Here is a 21,398-nt window from a genome sequence, read left to right as displayed (position 1 = left end):
TAAACCACTCAGGTTTCATGAGCCTAATATTTAGACTCATGAACCACTGCATTATGGCCATGTAAGCTTTCTTGATGCTCAACTTTAAACTGATAATCAGTAATTACATCCATTGTTTCGAAGCACTGCTTTAATCGCCTTGCTGCATCTTCGCAAAACAGTAAATTTTTTGCGTTAAGAGCAGCAAATGCTTGTTCATCTTCACGCTTCACGGCGGTTTGTACTGGGGTGCCTATAGCTTGCTCACATACTGTGATAAAGCCGCCAATATCAGGTAGCTTTTCACTACTAAAAGTGACATCGACATACGCATAAGAGCGCTGGCTATGAGGGGTTGCAATTGAGCCCTGTTCACTTGCAAGCCAGTTAAGGAATGATGCTTTATCAATCGCTGCATCGTTAAATTGTTTATCAACCGCCTCGCTCAAAAGCTGCCTCGACAATGCCGCTGAGCACGGGCAAGTGCTGCTGTAGGTAATATCTACTTTTAAGTTAATAATCAGCGATTGCTGCTTAGTAATCGTTAAAATAACAGGGTAAGCATTATAACCAGCGTTGTCGCTAAGTAATGCTGGTTTTAACTCGGGTAAATCAAAATGCAGCACCAGTTTTGCGCCTTTACTTAAGCCTTTTTGTGATGCTAAAACGGCCTCCATAAACTCGTTAACACGCTGAGTCGTTAAGCTTTGTTTAGCCAATAGCTGATTAAGTAGTAAATAAAGACGCGACATATGAATGCCTTTAGCATCGCTATCAAGGCTAACGAACACATCGGCTTTGGCATTAAGGTGCACATCAACATGAGTTTGTGCAAGCTTCAAAGGCAATGCTATTTTTTCCATACCGACCCATTTTAAAGGCGACTGAAAATCTACATTAGAGTGCGAGGTAATATCGGGTAATTGCATATCAACTTCTTTTAACGATTAAATGTTAAGGCCATAGCAGCCTGTTTGTGCGGGTATACGTGCTGCCCATCAAAGACACACTCCCCATTTACAAAGGTATGTGTAATTCGGTTTGAAAAAGTAGTGCCATTGAATGGCGTCCATTGGCATAAATAATGAGTGTTTGTGTGCTCAACGTGCTTTTCTGCATTTGGGTCAACCAGTACTAAATCAGCAAAATAACCCTCTCGTATAAAGCCACGGCCTTCAATAGCAAATCGCTTTGCCACGTTATGCGCTGTTTTTTCAACGATTTGCTCAAGGCTCAACGTACCGCGTTTTACCTGTTCAAGTAACATTAATAAGGCATGCTCGACGAGCGGAAGCCCTGCTGGTGCAGCGTTGTATTGTTGCTGTTTTTCTTGCCAAGTATGAGGTGCATGGTCGGTGGCAATAATATCAATGCGACCATCACGCACTGCTGCGAGCAGCGCTATGCGGTCTTGCTCTGATTTTATGGCGGGGTTACATTTAATTTGATTGCCATAGTGTGCGTAATCGTCTTGGTTAAACCATAAATGATGCACGCATGCTTCTGCGGTTATGTGCTTTTGCTCTATCGGGGCATTACTAAATAGTTCGAGCTCTTTTGCCGTTGTTAAGTGTAAAACATGTAGCTGTGAACCATAACGTTTTGCCAGTGATACCGCATACGATGATGATGCATAACAGGCTAACTCATCACGAATTAATGGATGATGTTCGATACGTAGTTCGCCAAAACGTTTTGCTAAACGGCGCTGATTTTGCTGAATAACCTCGCCTTGCTCGCAATGGGTTGCAATAAGTACTGGGCTTTCACGAAAAATGGCTTCTAGTGCATGCGGATGCTCAACGAGTAAATCGCCTGTTGATGCCCCCATAAATACTTTCACGCCGCAAACTTTTTTTGTATCAAGGGCTTTAATTTCTTCAAGATTGTCAGGGGTTGCACCAAAGTAAAACGCATAATTCGCAGCGCTAGTCTGAGCTGCTATCGCGTATTTATCTGCAAGAGCTTTTGCCGTGGTGGTCGACGGTGAAACATTGGGCATTTCCATAAAACTTGTAATGCCACCCGCAACTGCGGCGGCGGACTCTCTGGCAATAGTGCCTTTATGCGTCAGGCCTGGCTCTCTGAAGTGAACTTGATCGTCAATCATGCCAGGTAATAGCAACAGGCCGCTTGCATCAATCACCTGATCATTGGCCTTTGCAGTGATATCAGAATCGATTAGAACAATTCGTTTATCTACTATTTTTATATCGTTTGTTTTCCGCTGTCCTTCATTAACTACGCTCGCATGTTTGATTATGATAGCCATACTGCTCCTTGCTTATTCAGCAACATTTGCAACTTATCGTAAAAAAATGCACTCCATGGCAAGATTGATTGCAGATTGATATGTTACAATATAACATACCATAAAGTTTTTATTTGGTAACTGTTATGAGTCAAAAAGATCATTTTATCGGGCTATTTAAGCTGCTAAGTAATAAGCCGCTTTCCGATCTTAGAGAATTTTAACAGCTTATCGCAGCCAATAATCACCTTATCGCAACGTATGAGGTCAATTGTAATAAGACACAGTATGCTGGGCTCATTGATCACATGCTGATACCTACCCCATATGAGTGCATTTTTGTAATTCGTTTTAACCGCTTTCAAATCAAGAGCTTATAAAGCGTATGTGCAAGGGTATATCGACACAATTTAATTTTAAAAATGACAAGAGAAATACTATGAAACACCTAATCGCAACCGCGATCAGTTCAGCGCTGTTACTCACAGCCTGTTCAGAACCACAAACGACAACATCAACGCCTAAATCAGAACAATCAGCACCAGCTGCTGCCGCAGAGCAAGCTAACCCACTGTTTGTAAAAAGCGTATTACAATACGAAACGCCTGATTTCAGTGCGATTAAAGATGAGCACTTTATGCCTGCTTTTAATAAAGGTATGGCTGAGCAAATGGCTGAAGTACAAGCTATCATCAATAACCCAGCAAAGCCTGATTTCGCTAACACCATTGTTGCTCTTGAGAAAAGTGGTGAGCTACTGACTCGCACACGCAGTATTTTTTATAACCTAGCAGGTACTGACTCAAACCCGGCTCGTCGTGAATTACAAAAAGAATTAGCGCCAAAACTAGCTGCTCATAGCGACAATATTTTCTTAAATAAAGCACTCTTTGAAAAAGTAGCCGCTATTCACAGCGAAGCTGACAACCTTGCCTTAACTGCTGAAGAAAAACGTTTATTAGACGTTTACTACAAACGTTTTGTGCGTGCAGGTGCAAAATTAAGTGCAGAGCAAAAACAACAAATTCGTGATATCAATACGAAGCACTCAAGCTTAACAACTCAGTTCTCACAAAACTTATTAGCACTGACTAAAACAAATGTTGTTTTAGTGGATGACAAAGCAGAGCTTGAAGGCTTACCAGCAGGTCAAATTGAACAACTCGCCAATGCCGCAGCAGAAGCAGGCCACCCAGGTCAATACCTAATTAAAATCACAAACACCACGCGTCAGCCAATTTTGGCAACACTGAAAAACCGTGATTTACGTGAAAAAGTATGGCGTGCATCGGCTGAGCGCGCATTATCGGGCGAAAATAGTAACCGTGAGATCGTGGCACAGCTTGCTCAGTTACGTGCTCAAAAAGCGAAACTATTAGGTTACGACAGCTGGGCTGATTTTGGTTTAGAGTCACAAATGGCGAAAAAACCACAAGCTGTATTTGATATGTTTGCGAGCATGATCCCTGCATTAATGCAAAACGTAAACGCTGAGGCCGCTGCAATTCAAGCTAAGATTGATGAATCAGGCGAGCAATTCAAATTACAGCCATGGGATTGGTTATTCTACGCAGAGCAAGTTCGTAAAGATAAATACAACCTTGACGAAAATGCAGTGAAAGAATACTTCGAGTTCAACCGCGTTCTAGAAGACGGCGTATTCTTCACCATGAACCGTTTATACGGCATCACCTTTAAACCACGTAACGATATTCCGGTATATCACCCAGATGTAAAAGCCTATGAGTTATTTGATGAAAATGGTAAGAGCTTAGCCATTTTCTTTGCTGACTACTTCGCTCGTGAAGGCAAGCGTGGCGGTGCATGGATGAGCTCATTCGTTAAACAATCTGGCCTTAAAGAACAAAAGCCTGTTGTTGTAAACGTTATGAACATTCAAAAAGGCGCGAATGGCGAACCTACGCTTATCAGCTATGATGAAGCAACAACGATTTTCCACGAGCTAGGTCATGGCTTACACGGCATGTTCTCAAACGTGAAGTACCCTACTCTATCTGGCACCTCAGTATCACGCGACTTCGTTGAGTTCCCATCAACATTTGAAGAAGATTGGGCAATGTACCCTGAAGTTATCGCTAACTATGCAAAACACCATAAAACTGGCGAGCCAATTCCTGATGAGCTACTGAAAAAAGTAATTCAATCGCGTAGCTTTAACCAAGGTTTTGATACCCTAGAGTACGTTGCAGCTGCACTACTTGATATGGAATGGCATTCACTTTCTGCTGATGCACCATTACAAGACATTGAAAAGTTTGAGCAACAAGCGCTTGCTAAACATGGTGTTGATGTACCATTTGTACCACCACGTTATAAGTCAGCCTTCTTCTCGCACTCAATGGGCGGCGGTTACTCAGCGGGTTACTACGCTTACATGTGGAGTGAAATCTTAGCGGCAGACGCCTTTGCTTATGTTCAAGAACAAGGTGGTTTAACTCGCGAAATGGGTGAAAAATACCGTAAAGAAATTTTAGAAGTCGGTAACTCACGTGACCTGATGGAATCGTTCAAAGCGTTCCGTGGTCAAGAGCCAGACACTTCAGCGTTATTAAAACGCCGCGGCCTAAAAGCAACGGTTCAATAGCTTACCTTGAGCTTTAAGCTCTAAGCTCTAAGCTGTAAGTCAGAAATGTGGGGTTATCGAGTATTGATAACCCCGCAACGATAGCAAAAGGAGCGGTCAGCCTTCAGCTATCAGCGGTCAGACGCGCGAAACAAGTTTCACGCCTACAAAAAGGCGCTAGGCTCTAAGACGCGATGTAAAATCGCTGCTACGTCGTATCTCGTACCTTTCCCCTCGTACCTCGGAACTCGCTAACTTAAAAACAAAAAAGCCCTTACAGCAAGCTGTAAGGGCTTTGTTATCACTATTTAACGTTATTATTTACGTTTACGGCGACGGCCGATAAGCGCTAATGGTGCAAGTAGTAGTGTTAAGAAACCAAAGCTACCATTGCTAGATTTAGTCACTTTCTTCTCTTCTACTGGCTCAGCTTCGTTAGTTACAGCAACAGTGAATTGCTCTGATACAGAGTCTGTACCATCATTAACTGTTACTTCAAATACCAACTCGTCATCGCTTGAGATAGCGCCTGGCGTGAAGCCTAAAGTAGCTGTATCAGCACCAGTTAATGTAGCAGTTGTACCGCTTAGTTGCGTCCATGTGTAGCTTAGTGCGTCATCATTACGGTCTGTAGCTGTTGCAGTTAATGTGCCTGAAGCAGACTCAGAAACTGACTCATCACCCGATACAGAAAGTAATGGTAATGCGTTATCACATGCTAATGCATCACCAGCAATCACGTTTGAGAAGATTGGTGAAGTCACGTTGCTTACCGTAACGTTATCAATCCACCAGCCGAACTCACGTACTGCGCTGTCTGATGACATACGGAAACGTAATTTTGCACGGTTACCGTTTAGTTCAGTACCGAAACGAATTGTTTCGTAGTTACCATAAACACCGTTACCATCAACATTGTTACCTGTGAAGGTATCGCGATCTTGTAGTGCTTGCGCGTCGTTTTCGATTAGTGGGCCATCGTAACCTACATCAAAAGTACCGCCCATCTCAGTAACATCTACCCAGTTACCGCCGTTTACGCTGATTTCTACAACACCACCATCCCATTCGTTTTCGATTAGGTAGAAGTGCCAGAATGAAACTTCAAAGTCACCAGCAAAACCGATATCAAACTCTCTTGATTCAACCGCAACATCAGACTGGAAGTCATTGTTGTTTAGGTACATTGTTTGCTCGCCAAGACCGAAGCCAAAGCTGTTGAAGAAGTTAACATTACCGCCGGTTGCCATGCTTTGCGTGCCAACAGCTAAGTCATCACCTGTCATTACGTTTTCTTTCCAATCACGTAATGATGCACCTGCTACTTCCATATCGTCTGCCGTTTGTGAGCTAACTGGTGCTTTATCTTCAAAGTCCATATTCACAAGGTAAGATACTGTATCGCTTGCTGCTTCAACAATTTCGTCATCAGCAGAAAGCTCAGGGAATGACACTTCGATTTTAAGTGTATCCGCAGTGTCAGCATCATTTAACGTGAAAGTAATCGGCGCGCTTGTTTGTGAAGCATATGGGTTTGTATCGTCGAATGTGATTAAACCATCATTTTCGAAAGTTACATCGTGGCCACTTACAACCGTTAACTGAGCTTGTGTGCCAGTCAGTACTTCACTACCTGTGTTCATGATGCTAACAGTTAATGTACCTGTTTCACCTTTATCTAGCACGTTATCGTTTGAACAATAACCTAACTCAGCACCGTTGTAGTTTGCATTCATTGCCACATCTTTAAATGTGAAGCTAGCAAGTTTCATTTTGTCTGATTCAACAACACCTGTTAAATCTTCACTGAAACGCTCTGGTGCTTTAGCTCCTAAGCCCATACCACGCTTAGCAAATGCACCTAAGATTAGTTTGTAATCTTCTGGGTCTACAGCATACGCTGCAGCTAAGATAGCATCACGTGCTTCTGTGTATAACGGTGCAACAGGAGTCAGCTTGTAACCAGCAACTAAGTAGTTAGCCATACGGTTTTGAGCATCTTCAAAGCCGTGCTCGTTGATAAGCGCTACATAGCTTTCCCAAAGCATAGTTGCCCAAATTTCACCTGCTGCGTGTGGTGAAGCAACACTTGTTGGTGAAATACCTACATCATCACCAGCATTTTCAGTAATGTGACGGAAAGACAATGGGTTTACTTCCATATTGGTAGAATATGGAACACGACGAATACCGTAGTAGAAGTCTTCTACGAAAGTACCGCTACCGTATGCTTTTTGGAACTTGTCGTTACCAGGGATGTTAATGTCACCTGCTTTAGCAATGAACATTAGAGAGTGGAAATCACCCCAACCTTCACCCATCGCGCGGCCCTGGAAGTTGATAAGGCCTGATGAGTTACCCACTAAGCGGTTACTGATATAGTGACCCCATTCGTGAGCAATAATACCGTTATCTAAAGTACCGTCTTTTAACGTTGCTTTATTGAACATGTTAACAGTGACAGTTTCGCCTGCAGCGATACCATCGTAAAGCGCATGACCGTCAGCATAGTTCAGACCCATGTTAGGAATGATAACTGCATCGTCTTCACCGCCCATTGGCGCTGGCTCATCCGTATCTGGGTTGTTGTTTACAACGATTGCACCAATTGCACCGGCTTCTTGTGCGTGTAGTACTTTTGCTGTGAAGTTACAAGAACCACGATCTACAAGCGCAATTTTGCCAGCGAGTTCTGCTGCATTTGTTGCAGGTTCACAACCATCGTTTACGCTACCAGAATCTACGTTATTACCGTCAACTAGACGAACAACTTCCCCTGCGATATCAGCAAATTGCATTTGACCAAAGCCAGATACTTTAGAAGATTCTAGAAGACCAATCGTTGCATCAGATGTTACAACCACACCGTAGTCAACGCCTACTTTTGCGTCTTTTGAGTTGTATAGATACATTTGCATGCGTGGGCTTGCACCGTCAGCAGGCGTAGACATGTTCGCGTTGTTTAAACCGCTATTATCTTGTGCTTGCGCTTCGATTGGATCGCCTTCAACACCACCACGACCGTAGTTAGATACTTGCGCAACATTTGATGTTTCGTCAAAACCATGATCATAGAAAAAATCGTGTAAGAAGTTGTTCATGTAGAACAAGTTAACGATCGCCGCTTTACGGTTGTCGTAGCTGTTTGCTACTTGATCAACTCGGTAAGGGTAATCGAATGTGTAATCTGATGTTGTTTCTGCAGTGAAGTCACCTTCTGTGTAACCTTGAGGTGCGATAACATCAGCATAAGCAAATACGTTGTTACCTGATGTTGTTGTAGCATCATCAGCAAGCCACGGATCCATCGTGCTTAATTTTTTGTAATAAGATAAGCTTACAAGTGGTGCATCAAGGATTTCTGTTTCATCAACTTGATCAGGGCCATCAGCTGGGATTACGTCACCGTGTGGACCTTCCCACGGGTAACCATCTTCATCAGCCCAAACACGGTAGTTAAAATCTGCCGCGTGAGCTTTTAAGTCTTTCTTGAAGTAAACTTTGTTGTTTTGCGCGCCAATAACATAACTGAAGTAATCGCTTTCTAGGCTATTTTTGTCAGCTACTTCTACTTCAACATAGTATGCAGATTGCAACTCACCCGCTACTTCAAAGAATACTTTCTTAGCACGTGGCTGACCTAATACAACTTTGTCACCATTTTGGTTAGACACATTGTATTTAACATAGTCGCCTTGCTCAGTTGACTTAGTTAGCGATACATTGATATCTGCAAGCTCTTTAATAGCACGCTTGATACTTTGCTCAGCGCCTACAAAGTCAGCTAAAGGTGCAAATGATTGTGTTGCGTTTGAGCTTGTATTAGCGAAGTAACCAGAACCTGCAACTAGGTTGTACTCTTTGTCCATGATCAGGTTGTATTCACGGTTGAATACTTCAATGTCATGTACTTTTTGCTTGTATTTAGCAGTGATTGAACCAAGCTTTTGTTCAGATAAATCTGTTAATACAGCGCTTGATACACCTTTTTTAGCTGTGCTAACGCCAGTTAAGGCATTTAAATAAAAATCTGCGGCATAAGCATTGCGTTGCTCAGGAAGCACCATAGCCATATCTGGCTTAGCTTGACCTACTGCATTCCATAGGAACGTGGCTTTACCTAATTGCGCATCGAAAATAGATTTATGACCCGATACTGTGCGACGCTCAGCTAATGCACGTTGCTGAGATACTTGAGGATTAAATTGTACTTGCGAGCTAACACTTGAGGCATTATAGAAGCGAGTTTGTTCACTTGCCTGTAATTGAGATGATGCCAAGATAGCCGTTACCATGGTAGCAACAGCTGTTACTTTAAATTGAGACATTCCTTACGTTCCCTATTGTTATATTTTTATTTTCGGTTAACAATCATAACCGAGGCCAATGTACCCAATATGGCAATTAAAAAACAGAATTAATTGTAAAAAAAAGTAACAAACAAGCAGGAACATAATGAATCAAACAATTAAGATACAAGCACTTACACTAGCATTAGTACTAGTATCAGGCTGTCAAAAAAATGAAATAAGCGAGCAAAATACAGCACAACAGCCAACGACCAGTTCACAAAAAGAACAAGTTTTAGTTAAAGATGTTAAAAAAGCAGTCGAAATCAACAAACAAAAAACTACTAACGCTTTTAGTAATAATGGCGAAAAAATTACCTTTGATGCGCCTAATTTAGTCAAAGGCACAGAAGTCTTTAATCATGCAATGCAAGAGCGCGGCATCGCTACTGGGGCAATTTATTTAACTCTAAAAGAAAACAGTTTACCAATAGAGCTTAGCAGCCAATACACACTGAAAAAAATGACCAACAAAAATTATCGATACATTGCAGATAAAAACACTGATTTATTAAAAGTACAAAACGCTTTTAAACAAAATGCCAACGTAGATGTTGTTGAAATTAAAATTGATTATTCACCGATTAAAGAAGTGATGTAGGACAGGAGCTCTCAGCCTTCTGCTATCAGCCGTCAGACGCGCGAAACAAGTTTCACGCCTACTTGTAGCAGCGGGTTCATCCCGCGCCATCATGCGCTAGGTTCTAGGCCCTAGGCTCTAGGACGCGATGTAAAATCGCTGCTACCTCGAAACTCGCTAACTTTACTCTTTCCCCTCGTAACTCGCTAACTTACTACTCCACCACAAAGTCAAAATAGGTGGCTGGGTATGCTTGAGGTTGATAAGTGAAGTGCCACCACTCCATTGAATATGGGGCGAACCCGGCATCTGTCATAAGGGTTTTTAGTTTATACCTATTTGCTTTTTGCTCTGCATTAATACGCGGATCGTCGGTGTTAGAAAGGGTATCGAACATATCAAACGGTGAGCCCATATCAAGCTCTTTGCCTTTTGTATCGACTAACGTTAAATCAATCGTTGAGCCACGACTATGGCCCGATTTAGCAGCGATGTAATCACCAAGCAGCTTATCTTTGCCTAAGTTTGGATAAAACTCAGCTTTAGTACCTGTATCTTCTAAATCGTTAACCCAACGCACAAAGTGGTCAACGGCGCGCTGTGGGCGGTAACAATCAAAGATTTTTAAATTAAGGCCTTGTGTTTGAGCTGCTGTTTGCACATTTTTAAGAGCGGCAGCAGCGCTATTATGCAATAAGCATTTAGGCGCGTTGTAGCCATCAACAGGTTTGCCTACAAAGTTATGATGACCAAAATAACGAATATCTAACACGGCATTAGGAAGTAAAGCACCTACATCCACAAATTCACTTCGCTTATCATCGCTTGGGTTTGCATAAGCAGTGCTTGTGCTAATAAGCGCTATACTTAGCAAAGAAGAGGGGATAGTTAAACGTGCCAACATAGTGAATGCCATTTTAATTTCTCGTAAATAACTTAATACCACTCACTATTGCACATTAAATAACTTATTCCAAGATTAAAGACTCAGAAACAGGAGTAATATTTTGGCTATATAATGCATCTACAACTGAGCGGTTGCGACCCGTCTTTTTAGCCTGGTATAAAGCTTGGTCGGCAAGTTTAAATACTTCATCAATGTTTAATTGCTCGATTGGCCAGCCTGAAATACCAATCGATACATTAATGCAGCCAACAGGGTCAATGTAGCTTTCGGACACCCGCATACGCAAACGTTCAGCGAGTTGATACGCTCGTTTTGCTTCGACTCTTGGCATGATCACAATGAACTCTTCACCGCCTGTACGGGCAACCACATCACTATCACGAGTGACATCTAACAAAATTTTAGCTAACGACTGTAGTACCACATCACCAATGTCATGACCAAACTCATCGTTCACCCGTTTAAAATGGTCGATATCGATAGCCAACACAGCAAAAGGACAACGCTGAGCTATAAAATGATTAATTTGTATATCAAGGCTACGGCGATTGTGCAGGCTAGTTAATGGGTCTGTTTGCGCTTCTTGGCGCAATAAACCGATTTTACTTTGTAGTAGCCCCACTCCTTTTAACATGGCTTTTCTTAACTCATTACTTTCAAAATACCATGAGCGGATTTGTGTCAACTCTAGTGACGTTGAAGGGCGATCTAAGGTATTTGCAGTCTCAGCTAATTGCCTTAACGGCTGTGAAATTAAACGTGCTAATACCCAAATAAACACAAATGTAAGTAAACCAATTGGGGCTGTCTTTACAAACACTTGCCACATTAAGTCATCAAGCGGTGCAAGGGTGTTTTCAAGCGGTCGCTGAGTGACTACCCCCCAAGAGGCAACTGTCATTGGCGCGTAACCGGCAAGCATTCCAACGCCTTTGCTGTTGGTAACAATCTGTGTGCCTGAGTTACCTTTTAATACCTCATCAATTACTTGGTTATCATATACTTGCTCACCAATTCGGCTTTTATCAGGGTGATAAAGTAAGCGATGATTTTCATCAACCACATACAGATAGGAACCGTCTTGATAGTAATGAACTTGCAGCAATTCATTTAAAATACTGGTCCGCTTTAAGTAAAGGGTGCCGCCAACATAACCAATAAAATTGCTATTTTTGTCAAATAATGGCTGCGAAATAAAGATCAGTAAATTACCTGCCATCGAAATATACGGCTCACTGATCATTGGAATCCGATACGACAAAGCTGCCTTAGTACCAAAACTATCTACTTTTCGGTTTTGTAGTTTCAGTGACTTGGGCGAAACACCTAGAATATCGCCTTGTGCATTAACAATAATTGTCGAATTAAAACTATTGGTTTGTAGTCTTAACCTGTCTACCTCAGAATTAATTAACCCTTGATTATTAAAATCATCCTCAAGAATTTTACCGACATAAGCAAGTTGTTGCTGAGCAGCCAGTAAAAAGTTATCGGTCGCCGACACCAACTTAGCGGCATAGGCCTTATGATTATTAAGGGTTTTATCTATTAGTTGTTGCTTTTGAACTTGGTAGCTCGAGTAATAACTATTTAGAAAGGTAATAAGCGTTGCAGAAAACGCTAACAATAAAATTAAGCGACGTAGGTTTAAACCTTTACTTAGACTCTTAAGCACGATACTTCTCACATATGGGGCCCAAAGTCCATATCGGGTACATCTAATACCTTTATACTAGCAAGATGTTTTGTGTACCTCTATAAAACTTTTGTCATAATTTGATTTAGCGCAAATAAATGAGTGCAATTACTCTAATTAATTAAAGTAACTTTGTTTAATAACTTCAGCTACCAAGCACTCGTTGAACATGAACGGCATCAAAGCCTCTTACCAGCAACCTTCGTTATTTAACATGTTGAATTTAATAAACTATAAACTTAAGACAGTTAAAAGAATGGCTAATACATGCGATTTATATTGTTCAAAAGCAGCTTGCTTTGACGTAATAATTTATTACACTATAAAAACAAAATAACAATAAAGTTTTCCTATGCGTCAACACTGTGCTGAAATCATCAATAAACTCCCTTCACATCGACTTATGGCGTTAGATGTAATGCGTGGCTTGACTATTACTGCCATGATCTTAGTGAACAACCCGGGCAGCTGGAGCGCTATGTATTGGCCGTTGAAACATGCAGACTGGCATGGCTGGACACCTACCGATTTAATTTTTCCCTTTTTTATTTTTATTGTCGGCATGTCTATTACGCTATCTGTAAATAACCTGCGTGGTAAAGGGGTAAGTGATCAACAAATATTAAAAGCAGGTGTTATTCGCACCATTAAACTTATTGTGCTGGGTTGGTTTTTAGCCTTGTTTTATTACAATTTTCAAGACCCTTCTTTTAGCTGGGTTGATGACAAATTATTGCAACTGCGAGTTTTGGGTGTGCTACAACGCATCGGTTTGGTGTATTTAGCAGCCCTGTGTTGTTACCTCTATTTATCGCCGAAAAAAATAGCCATTACTTGCATCGCTCTTTTATTATTTTATGGCGCCGCCATGCTTTATATCCCGTATACCTTGCCAAACGGCGAGGTAGTGAGTGGCTTATGGGTACATGGCAATAACTTAAGTGCTTTCATAGACAACACCGTACTTGGTAGTCATCACCTGTATTATGCCAATGCTAAGCCACTGCCATTTGATCCTGAAGGGCTGTTCTCAACTCTTCCTGCGATTGCGAGTGCGCTCAGCGGCATTTTGACTGCAGTTTACTTAACCAAACAACTCGACCTTAAAAAGCAAGCACGTACACTAATCTTAGCAGGCATATTAAGCGTTATTGCCGGCTATGCTATTTCGCCAATAACGCCTATCAATAAAGCATTATGGACTCCTAGCTATGTGTTACTCAGCTCAGGGCTTGCTGCGATTTTTTATGCTTTATGCAGTACTATTTTAGATATTTATAAGCTGCGCAGCTGGAGTGCTCCATTTATTGTTTTTGGTGCTAATGCGATATTATTTTTTATATTTGCAGGCGTGTTCGCACGCCTATTAATTATGGTTTCGTTAGGCGATAGCAGTTTAAAAGGCAATGTTTATGGTCTTATACAATTAGCGATCAGTGATGATTATTTGGCATCTTTTATATTTTCGCTGTTGTTTTTAGCAGTGTCTTATATTGTGATGTTCAGCTGCTACCGCAAAGGCATTTTTTGGAAGGTTTAGTCTTTGAAAAAATGAGCCAGTCAGCAACTGGCTCATCTGTTCAGCAATTATGCCTGTGGTATTGCATGGCTTTGCTTATCGAGTAGATACAAAATTGACTGATAACTAATGCCACTGTGCTCAGTTAAACCAATTTCACAGCTACGGCTATTAGATACGCCGCGACTACAATTTTTTGGCACTTGTTGTTTAAGGGTTTTTAGCGCGTTGCTATTTAGTTCTGGCAAGTTAAAACCCTTATCACCAGCAAAACCACAACACTCAATATCGGCTGGAATAATCACCTCATTACTACATGCCTTGGCAAGTGATACTAGGCTTTGCTCTTTACCTAATCGCTTTGAGCTACAGGTAACATGGAGCATCACAGGCTCATTCACGGCCGTTACTTGCAAATTAGGCAGTAAATATTGAGCTGCAAAGTCGGCACTTTCGTAAATTTTGAGTGCAGTATTTTGCGCAGCATTAAGGGTGGTGAGCGCACAGGGGCTGGCATCAAAAACGATTGGATACAGGCCATTATTTGAAAGCGCCTCGAGCTTAGTAAGTAATTGCTCACTTTTATTTTTAGACTCTTGATTAAAACCTTTACTAGCAAATGGCATACCGCAGCATAGTGAATCAGCTTGTTTAGGTATCACCACTTCATAGCCTGCTTTTGCAGCTAATGAAAAGATTACATCAAGCAGTGGACGCTTATCATCGGCAAGTTTATCGGCCGCAAAAACCCGGCTTGCGCAGCTTGGTATATAAACTAACTTTTTCGCTTGTTGGGGTTGTTGACGTTTTCTATTAATTGGCTGCTCGGCCCTTGGCCATGCCGAATAATATAGCGGTGTACCAAGCAACTTATTAGCAGGTTTACTCAGGTTTCTTAAGTTACTGCTGCCAATTGCTTTTTCTAGCACCTGCATGACGGATAAGCCAAACCGAGCACCAGAGGCGACAACCGCAAAATGCTTGCTGGCAAAGCGTGATAATGACCGCGCTACCTTGCTTGAGGAAACTTGCTCAGCCCTAAGTGATTTTATAAATTCACCAGTGTTTATCCCCACTGGGCATTTAAGTCCGCAAAGACCGGTTGCTGCGCACGAATCAATACCAAGGTATTTAAAGTCGGCCTCGATAACACTGAGCTTTTGATTTAACTTCTGCTTACTCGCTAAATCATCGGTTGTTAGCAATTGATTGTGTAATTCGGTGCGGTGCCGCCATAAAGTAATACGCTGCCTAGGTGTTAAGGTAAGCCCTTTTGATGGGCAAACCACTTCGCAAAAGCCACACTCAATACAGGTGTCAATAATATCATCACTTTTTGGCATGACTTTTAAATGCTGAGTGTGAGCATTTTTGTCGTGATTAATAATAACCCCAGGGTTAAGAATATTCTGCTTATCGAATAATGCTTTAAGCGCAACCATCACCGAGAAGCCATCATCTCCCCATTCGGTGGCAACAAACGGAGCCATGTTACGACCTGTGCCATGCTCTGCTTTTAATGACCCTTTTAGTTCAACTGCCACTAAGTTCGCCACATCAGCCATAAATTGCTCGTAACGGCTTACTTGCTCGTGTGTGTCGAAGGCTTGAGTAAATACAAAATGCAGGTTTCCGGCCAGTGCATGACCAAAAATAATGGCTTCGTCATAGCCATATTTAATAAATAACTGATGCAGCGCATTTACGCCCTCAGCTAATTTATCAAGAGCAAAGGCGACATCTTCAATAATCACTGTAGTGCCAGTTTCACGCACCGCGCCAACCGCAGGAAACGTTCCTTTGCGGATATTCCAAAGTGCTGCATTACGGGCACTGTCAGCAGAAAACTCAATCGCTGCCAGCTGGCTTTGCTTAAACTGAGCAAGAAGTTGCTCGGTGATCTTAGTAAGTGCATCAAGAGCCTCTGCATTTTCAGCTCTTAACTCAATTAAAAGTGCCGCTGATTGCTCTGGATAGTTGGTCACTTCTTTTGGCATTATGGCATGTTCAGACACCGACATCAGGGCACGTTTATCAAGTAGCTCAACCGCAGCAACATCAAGTTCACTCAGTCTTTGTACCAGCTCACAAACCTTACTGATATCGTCAAAGATAAAAAAACCTGTGTGTTTATACTTATGCTCGACCACTGTGTGGTAGGTAATATCTGCGATAAAAGCTAACGTACCCTCAGAGCCAATAATTAAATGTTTAATGATTTCGATTGGATCAGAAAAATCCAGTAACGCATTTAAGCCATAACCTGTGGTATTTTTTAAACGATATTTATGGGCGATGCGTTCACTCAAATCTGGGTTCTGCTTTACGCTATCAACAAGGTTCATTAGCTCATCAACCCAGCTACTATGGCTTTGCAAAAAGGCGTTACAGCTTTGGTTATCAGCCGTATTAAGCACAGTGCCATCGGCAAAAATTAGGGTCATATCTTTTACTGTATGGTAGCTGTTTTGCGCCACCCCACAACACATACCCGATGAATTATTTGCCGCCATCCCCGCTATTTTGCAACTATTAATTGAAGCGGGATCAGGGCCAATTTTTTTACCAAACGGGGCTAATACTTGATTCACTCTAGCGCCGATGATCGCCGGTTGTAAGCGTATTGCATCGGCATCATCAATAATCTCAAACTTGCTCCAACTATCGCACAATAAAACCAATACCGAATCTGTAATTGCTTGCCCAGATAAACTCGTCCCTGCAGCTCGAAATGTGATAGGTATTTGTTGCTCGTTGGCAGCAATGATCACTTGTCGTGCTTGATTTTGATTGCTAACTAATACAATTAACTCAGGAATTAATCGATAAAAGCTTGCATCTGTTCCATACGCATAACGGCGCGAGTAATCTTCTATTAATGCAGACTCTGGTAAAAAAGGTGCAATTTGCTGTTTGAATGCGTGCAATCTTGTTAAAGCCATCTCGCCCCCAGGCTTGTCATAGTTACGCTGATGATTATGGAATATATTATTACTTTAAATTGTACTAAAAAGCGACCCATTAAATTGATAAATTATCATCTTCAAGCATTTTCACCAGCATAAAGGTTTGGTTATTTAAGCATATCAGCCCTATTTGGTGATCTAACTTAGCTTTTTGCAGTCATGCAGAAAAACCGCTAGGGTAGCAAAAAAAGACTGTATTTATATTTAAAAACCCATTAACATCAAGAATAATTTATTCTAAAAACTAAATAAGCGTTTTGCTTTGGAGCTTGCTGTGTTAAATAAGTTTGCACTATCGTCACTGGTTATCGGATTAGGATGTTTCATGCCATTACAATCATCATTTGCTGAGTCTGCATTAACTTTAAAACAACAGTTAGGGCAAAAGCTCATGCTCGACCTGCGCTATTACTGTGAGCAAGACCCTGGCGAGCAAAAATGCCGTACACCGGTCACTCAGCTGCCAGCCGATTTAGCCAATATCATCACTAAACATAACATTGGTGGTGTGATTTTATTTGCTGAAAATATCGATACAGTGCCACAGGTGATCAAACTTAATAATGATCTACAAAAAGCTGCTGCTAAGTCTGAGTTAGGCTTACCGCTGTTTATTTCGATAGATCAAGAAGGTGGCCGAGTAGCCCGAATTCCTCGTGATGTAGGCACTTCATTCACAGGTAATATGTCGATTGGCGCAACCTACAAAGAACATGGCACATACTTCGCGACTGAGTCTGCGCGCATTATCGCCGACGAGCTTTTAGCACTGGGTGTTAATGTTAACTATGCACCCACGGTCGATGTAAACATGAACCCTGATAACCCTGTTATTAACGTACGTTCTTACGGCGAAGACCCGCAACTGGTTGCGAAACTAGGTGGTGCACAAGTCGCAGGGTTCGAAAATAACGGCGTTATTTCATCGTTAAAGCACTTTCCGGGGCATGGCGATACTAACGTAGATAGCCACACAGGCTTGCCAAAGGTAATGCATGATAAAGAAACCATTTGGCAGCAAGACCTACCACCATTTAAAGAAATTATTAAGAATCAACAGCCGGGTATGATCATGACTGCACATATCCAATATCCAGCCCTCGATGACAGTACGTTTGTCAGTAAAGAAGGCAAAACCATGATCAAACCTGCAACAATGTCGCGCAAAATCATCACCGAATTATTGCGTGATGAACTCGGTTATCAAGGTGTTGTGATCACCGATGCACTTGATATGGCGGGGATTAGCCACTTCTTTGAACCAATTGAAGCAGTGATAAATACCTTTGCAGCGGGTGTTGATATTGCGCTTATGCCAATTGAAATAAGAAGCCCTAAAGACTTGGCGGTACTTGAAGCCCTAATTGACAGATTAGAGCAAGAAGTACAGCGTGGCACTTTAAATGCTGACGAAATGAGTGCTTCAGCAACGCGTATTTTAAGACTTAAAGAGAAGTTTAAACTCACCTCTTCACTTGACGACGAAGTAGCTATCAAAAAAGCGCAGCTTTTACTTGGTGATCAAGGTCACAGAAAAGTAGAAGCCGAATTAGCATTAGCAGCTATCACCGAAGTTAAAAACGAAAAGAATACCCTACCACTCGACATTAAATCAGGCAGCAAAGTGCATATTATTATGCCAGATACCCGCAAGTGCTATGCCCTACAGCAGGCGTTAGTTGATAACACTGATAAGTTAATCAGCTTTAGCTGCACTAGTTTGCAAGGCTATGAGAAGCTTGCTACGTTAAAAGAAATTAACGAAGCCGATATAATCATTGCCGCAAATGCGTCACCAAAACAAAGTGCTGTTGAAGTAGGTGGAATGGACGATTTGGCTGATAACCCAGAGTTTGCAATTGCTAAAGCAGATCAATCTGCGGCATTAGAATCATTGCTAAAACAAGCAAAATTAGCCCATAAGAAGACCGTATTTGTAAGCTTACGTGCCCCTTACGATATTGCTCAATTTGGAAAATTTGGTGATGCTGTACTTGCCACCTATGCTTACAATATAGATGTAGATACAGATGAAAAGATTGCTGGTCCTGCATTCACAGCGCTAGCAAAAGTTTTACTAGGGAAGGCCCCTGCTAAAGGGCAGCTGCCCGTTACTATTAATGACCTGAACTGAGTGTTATTGTAGCAACTATGGGCAAGTGTTAACTTCAAGGAGAGTCACATGCAAAAAAATGCATCTTTAACCACTCCTGCGGCTATTCGTAAAATGGTACGTGAGGGTGACTACAGTGGAAATACATCGGGTTTTGCACCGGGTTTTGTGCAAGCAAATTTAGTGATTTTACCTAAACAATATGCGTTTGATTTTTTGCAGTTTAGCCAAGCAAACCCGAAAGCTTGCCCGATTATTGCTACTAGCCGTTTACCGGGCGTTACCGATATGCCAACCGTTGGTGAAGATATAGATATTCGTAGCGACTTCCCTCGTTACCGCATCTTTAAAAATGGCCAAATGGTTGAAGAAGTAACTGATATTACAAGCCATTGGCGCGATGATTTAGTCACCTTTCTAATTGGTTGCTCGTTCTCGTTTGAAGAAGCGCTTATTGCCGCGGGTCTTGAGATCAGAAATATCAGCGAGCAAAAAAATGTGCCTATGTATGTAACCAATATGGCCTGCCAGAGTGCGGGGATTTTCCACGCCAATATGGTCGTTAGCATGCGCCCAATGAAACCTGCAGATGCTATTCGGGCAATCCAAATTTGCAGCCGTTTTCCAAGTGTACATGGTGCGCCAGTGCATTTTGGTGACCCTGTAGCAATTGGCATAAAAGATATTAACAAGCCTGAATTTGGCGATGCGGTTACCATCAAAGCAGGTGAAGTACCGGTGTTTTGGGCCTGTGGTGTTACTCCACAAGTTGCGATTGCCAACGCAGCACCTGATTTTTGTATCACGCATAGCCCAGGACACATGCTGATCACTGATATTCCAAATAGTAAAATGGCAGCGTTATAAATGACGATGAAACTTAATTGCGACCTTGGCGAAAGCTATGGGATGTGGAAAATGGGCTTAGACGAGCAAGTTATGCCACATATTGATATGGCAAACATTGCTTGTGGTTTTCATGCTGGCGATGCCGATGTGATGGCAAACACCCTAGCCCTTGCCAAGCAACACAAGGTAATGATTGGCGCACACCCAAGTTACCCAGATAAGCAAGGCTTTGGTCGCCGTTCTATGGCTATGAGTGAAAAAGAGCTTACCAATTGCCTGCATTATCAAATTGCTGCAATTGATGGTATGGCTGCGGTACATGGCTTAACGCTCGAATACGTAAAACCACATGGCGCCTTATATAACGATATGATGAGTGACGAGCAAACCTTGAATATCGTTATGCGTGCTGTGGCTAGTTATGCAAAGCCACTAAAATTAATGATTTTAGCCACCAACCAAGCAGCCGAACACAAAGTACAAGCAAAAAATCTTCAACTAGAACTCATTCTAGAGGCGTTTGCCGACCGTCAATACACAGACGAAGGTAAACTAGTCACGCGCTCTTTAGCTGGCAGTGTACACGATAAACCAGCGCTAATGGCGCAGGTTAGACAGTTAGTTGAAAATGGCACAGTCACAACGCGAAGCGGTCAGCAGCTTGCGCTTGATGCCGATAGCCTGTGTGTGCACGGCGATAATGAAGCGGGTATTGCGCTCATTCAAGAGATCAAAGCACTATGTCAGCAAGCATAAGCGACGCTGCGCTCAGCCAACAAATTGAAACCATGATGGTTGAACAAAACCCGCGTGGTATGCAGCATTTATATGCAAAACAACTAACGGGTACGTATTTACGCGCAGCGAAATACCTTCATCAAGCACAAGGTACTGTATTGATTGGTACAGGCTTTGCAGTCAACAATACCTTCGAAACCGACGGCCCAGTTGGAGCGATTGCACTTTACAAAGTACTCAAAAAACTTGGTAAACAGCCCCTTTTGGTTACTGGCAACCCCCTTTACAGTGCCCTTAAAAAAGACTTTAACTGCTTTGAGCTGCCAATTAATAGCATTGATAATGCCCACACTTTTAGCATTAAAGCCCTTGCACAGCTGAAACCTGATTGTGTTTTATCAATAGAACGCCCGGGGCTGAATCAGCATCAGCGTTATTACAATATGCGCGGTATTGATATTTCTGAGCATTGCGGCTGCTTTGATTTTTTTGTAACAGAAGCACGTTGCCCCACCATAGCGATTGGTGATGGCGGTAACGAAATAGGCATGGGTAACCTTGCACAGCACATGCAAGCGCTAAACATTACTCCTTGTTTAACTCCTTGCGATGAACTTTTACTCGCCGATGTATCTAACTGGGCGGCGTACGGGCTGATAGCCTTTTTAAGTCGCTGGCATAACACCGATTTGCTGGCTGAAATTGAGCCACTCAATATTTTACATTATCTAAGTGAGCGCGGTAGTGTCGATGGTGTCACCCATAAAAACGAGCTCACCGAAGACGGCCTGCATGCAATGCATGGTCAACAATTAATAACTCGGCTTCGCCAACTTGGCGGCTTTACGACAGAGAATGAGGTTTAAC

The 21,398-nt window shown here is 42.1% G+C and carries 13 protein-coding genes; 7 read left to right on the top strand and 6 right to left on the bottom strand.

Features of this window, described 5'->3' with window-relative positions; genetic code table 11:
• Window positions 1-23 precede the first annotated feature (23 nt).
• Entirely contained in the window at window positions 24-908 is an 885-nt protein-coding gene (folE2, locus tag HCZ11_RS00720) for a GTP cyclohydrolase FolE2 (RefSeq protein ID WP_130052987.1), read from the bottom strand.
• A gap of 11 nt (window positions 909-919) precedes the next feature.
• Complete coding sequence (locus tag HCZ11_RS00715; RefSeq protein WP_167657335.1) at window positions 920-2,251, bottom strand: dihydroorotase; 1,332 nt, start codon at window positions 2,249-2,251, stop codon at window positions 920-922.
• Window positions 2,252-2,669: 418 nt separating this feature from the next.
• On the opposite strand from HCZ11_RS00715, the gene HCZ11_RS00710 reads away from it, so the two are divergent.
• On the top strand, window positions 2,670-4,835 hold the full coding sequence (locus HCZ11_RS00710; RefSeq protein WP_130052989.1) for a M3 family metallopeptidase: 2,166 nt from the start codon (window positions 2,670-2,672) through the stop codon (window positions 4,833-4,835).
• A gap of 296 nt (window positions 4,836-5,131) precedes the next feature.
• Here HCZ11_RS00710 and HCZ11_RS00705 read toward each other — a convergent pair whose 3' ends face one another.
• Complete coding sequence (locus HCZ11_RS00705; RefSeq protein ID WP_130052990.1) at window positions 5,132-9,142, bottom strand: rhombosortase-dependent M36 family metallopeptidase; 4,011 nt, start codon at window positions 9,140-9,142, stop codon at window positions 5,132-5,134.
• A gap of 127 nt (window positions 9,143-9,269) precedes the next feature.
• Here HCZ11_RS00705 and HCZ11_RS00700 point away from each other — a divergent pair, with 127 nt between their 5' ends.
• A complete protein-coding gene (locus tag HCZ11_RS00700; RefSeq protein WP_167657334.1) occupies window positions 9,270-9,764 on the top strand; it encodes a hypothetical protein in 495 nt (164 codons plus the stop codon).
• A gap of 193 nt (window positions 9,765-9,957) precedes the next feature.
• Here HCZ11_RS00700 and HCZ11_RS00695 read toward each other — a convergent pair whose 3' ends face one another.
• Both HCZ11_RS00695 and HCZ11_RS00690 read right to left on the bottom strand, forming a co-directional pair.
• Window positions 9,958-10,659, bottom strand: a complete 702-nt coding sequence (locus tag HCZ11_RS00695) for a M15 family metallopeptidase (protein WP_130052992.1) — start codon at window positions 10,657-10,659, stop codon at window positions 9,958-9,960.
• Between the two features lie 52 nt (window positions 10,660-10,711).
• Window positions 10,712-12,325, bottom strand: a complete 1,614-nt coding sequence (locus HCZ11_RS00690) for a sensor domain-containing diguanylate cyclase (RefSeq protein WP_250662080.1) — start codon at window positions 12,323-12,325, stop codon at window positions 10,712-10,714.
• Between the two features lie 373 nt (window positions 12,326-12,698).
• On the opposite strand from HCZ11_RS00690, the gene HCZ11_RS00685 reads away from it, so the two are divergent.
• Complete coding sequence (locus HCZ11_RS00685) at window positions 12,699-13,886, top strand: acyltransferase family protein (RefSeq protein WP_167657332.1); 1,188 nt, start codon at window positions 12,699-12,701, stop codon at window positions 13,884-13,886.
• Between the two features lie 47 nt (window positions 13,887-13,933).
• Here the strand turns inward: HCZ11_RS00685 and HCZ11_RS00680 are convergent, their stop codons facing one another.
• Complete coding sequence (locus HCZ11_RS00680) at window positions 13,934-16,807, bottom strand: FAD-binding and (Fe-S)-binding domain-containing protein (RefSeq protein WP_167657331.1); 2,874 nt, start codon at window positions 16,805-16,807, stop codon at window positions 13,934-13,936.
• A gap of 349 nt (window positions 16,808-17,156) precedes the next feature.
• On the opposite strand from HCZ11_RS00680, the gene HCZ11_RS00675 reads away from it, so the two are divergent.
• The 4 genes from HCZ11_RS00675 to HCZ11_RS00660 are packed head-to-tail and all read left to right on the top strand — an operon-like array spanning window position 17,157 to window position 21,397.
• On the top strand, window positions 17,157-18,965 hold the full coding sequence (locus HCZ11_RS00675) for a glycoside hydrolase family 3 protein (protein WP_167657330.1): 1,809 nt from the start codon (window positions 17,157-17,159) through the stop codon (window positions 18,963-18,965).
• Window positions 18,966-19,013: 48 nt separating this feature from the next.
• Complete coding sequence (locus tag HCZ11_RS00670) at window positions 19,014-19,811, top strand: putative hydro-lyase (protein ID WP_130052997.1); 798 nt, start codon at window positions 19,014-19,016, stop codon at window positions 19,809-19,811.
• 6 nt (window positions 19,812-19,817) lie between these two features.
• The gene (locus HCZ11_RS00665) at window positions 19,818-20,549 is read left to right on the top strand and encodes a 5-oxoprolinase subunit PxpA (protein WP_167657582.1); all 732 of its coding nucleotides are present in this window, start codon (window positions 19,818-19,820) and stop codon (window positions 20,547-20,549) included.
• Window positions 20,534-21,397 carry a glutamate cyclase domain-containing protein gene (locus HCZ11_RS00660; protein WP_130052998.1) on the top strand — a complete coding sequence of 288 codons (864 nt, stop codon included), beginning with the start codon at window positions 20,534-20,536 and terminating at the stop codon, window positions 21,395-21,397. The genes HCZ11_RS00665 and HCZ11_RS00660 overlap by 16 nt, the downstream gene beginning before the upstream one ends.
• The last annotated feature ends 1 nt before the right edge of the window (window position 21,398 follow it).

The organism is Pseudoalteromonas sp. HF66 (assembly GCF_011806445.1).
In the GTDB taxonomy this organism is placed as follows: domain Bacteria; phylum Pseudomonadota; class Gammaproteobacteria; order Enterobacterales; family Alteromonadaceae; genus Pseudoalteromonas; species Pseudoalteromonas apostichopi.
Note: the sequence above shows the minus strand (reverse complement) of the source record. Positions and strands in the feature narration are given on the sequence as shown.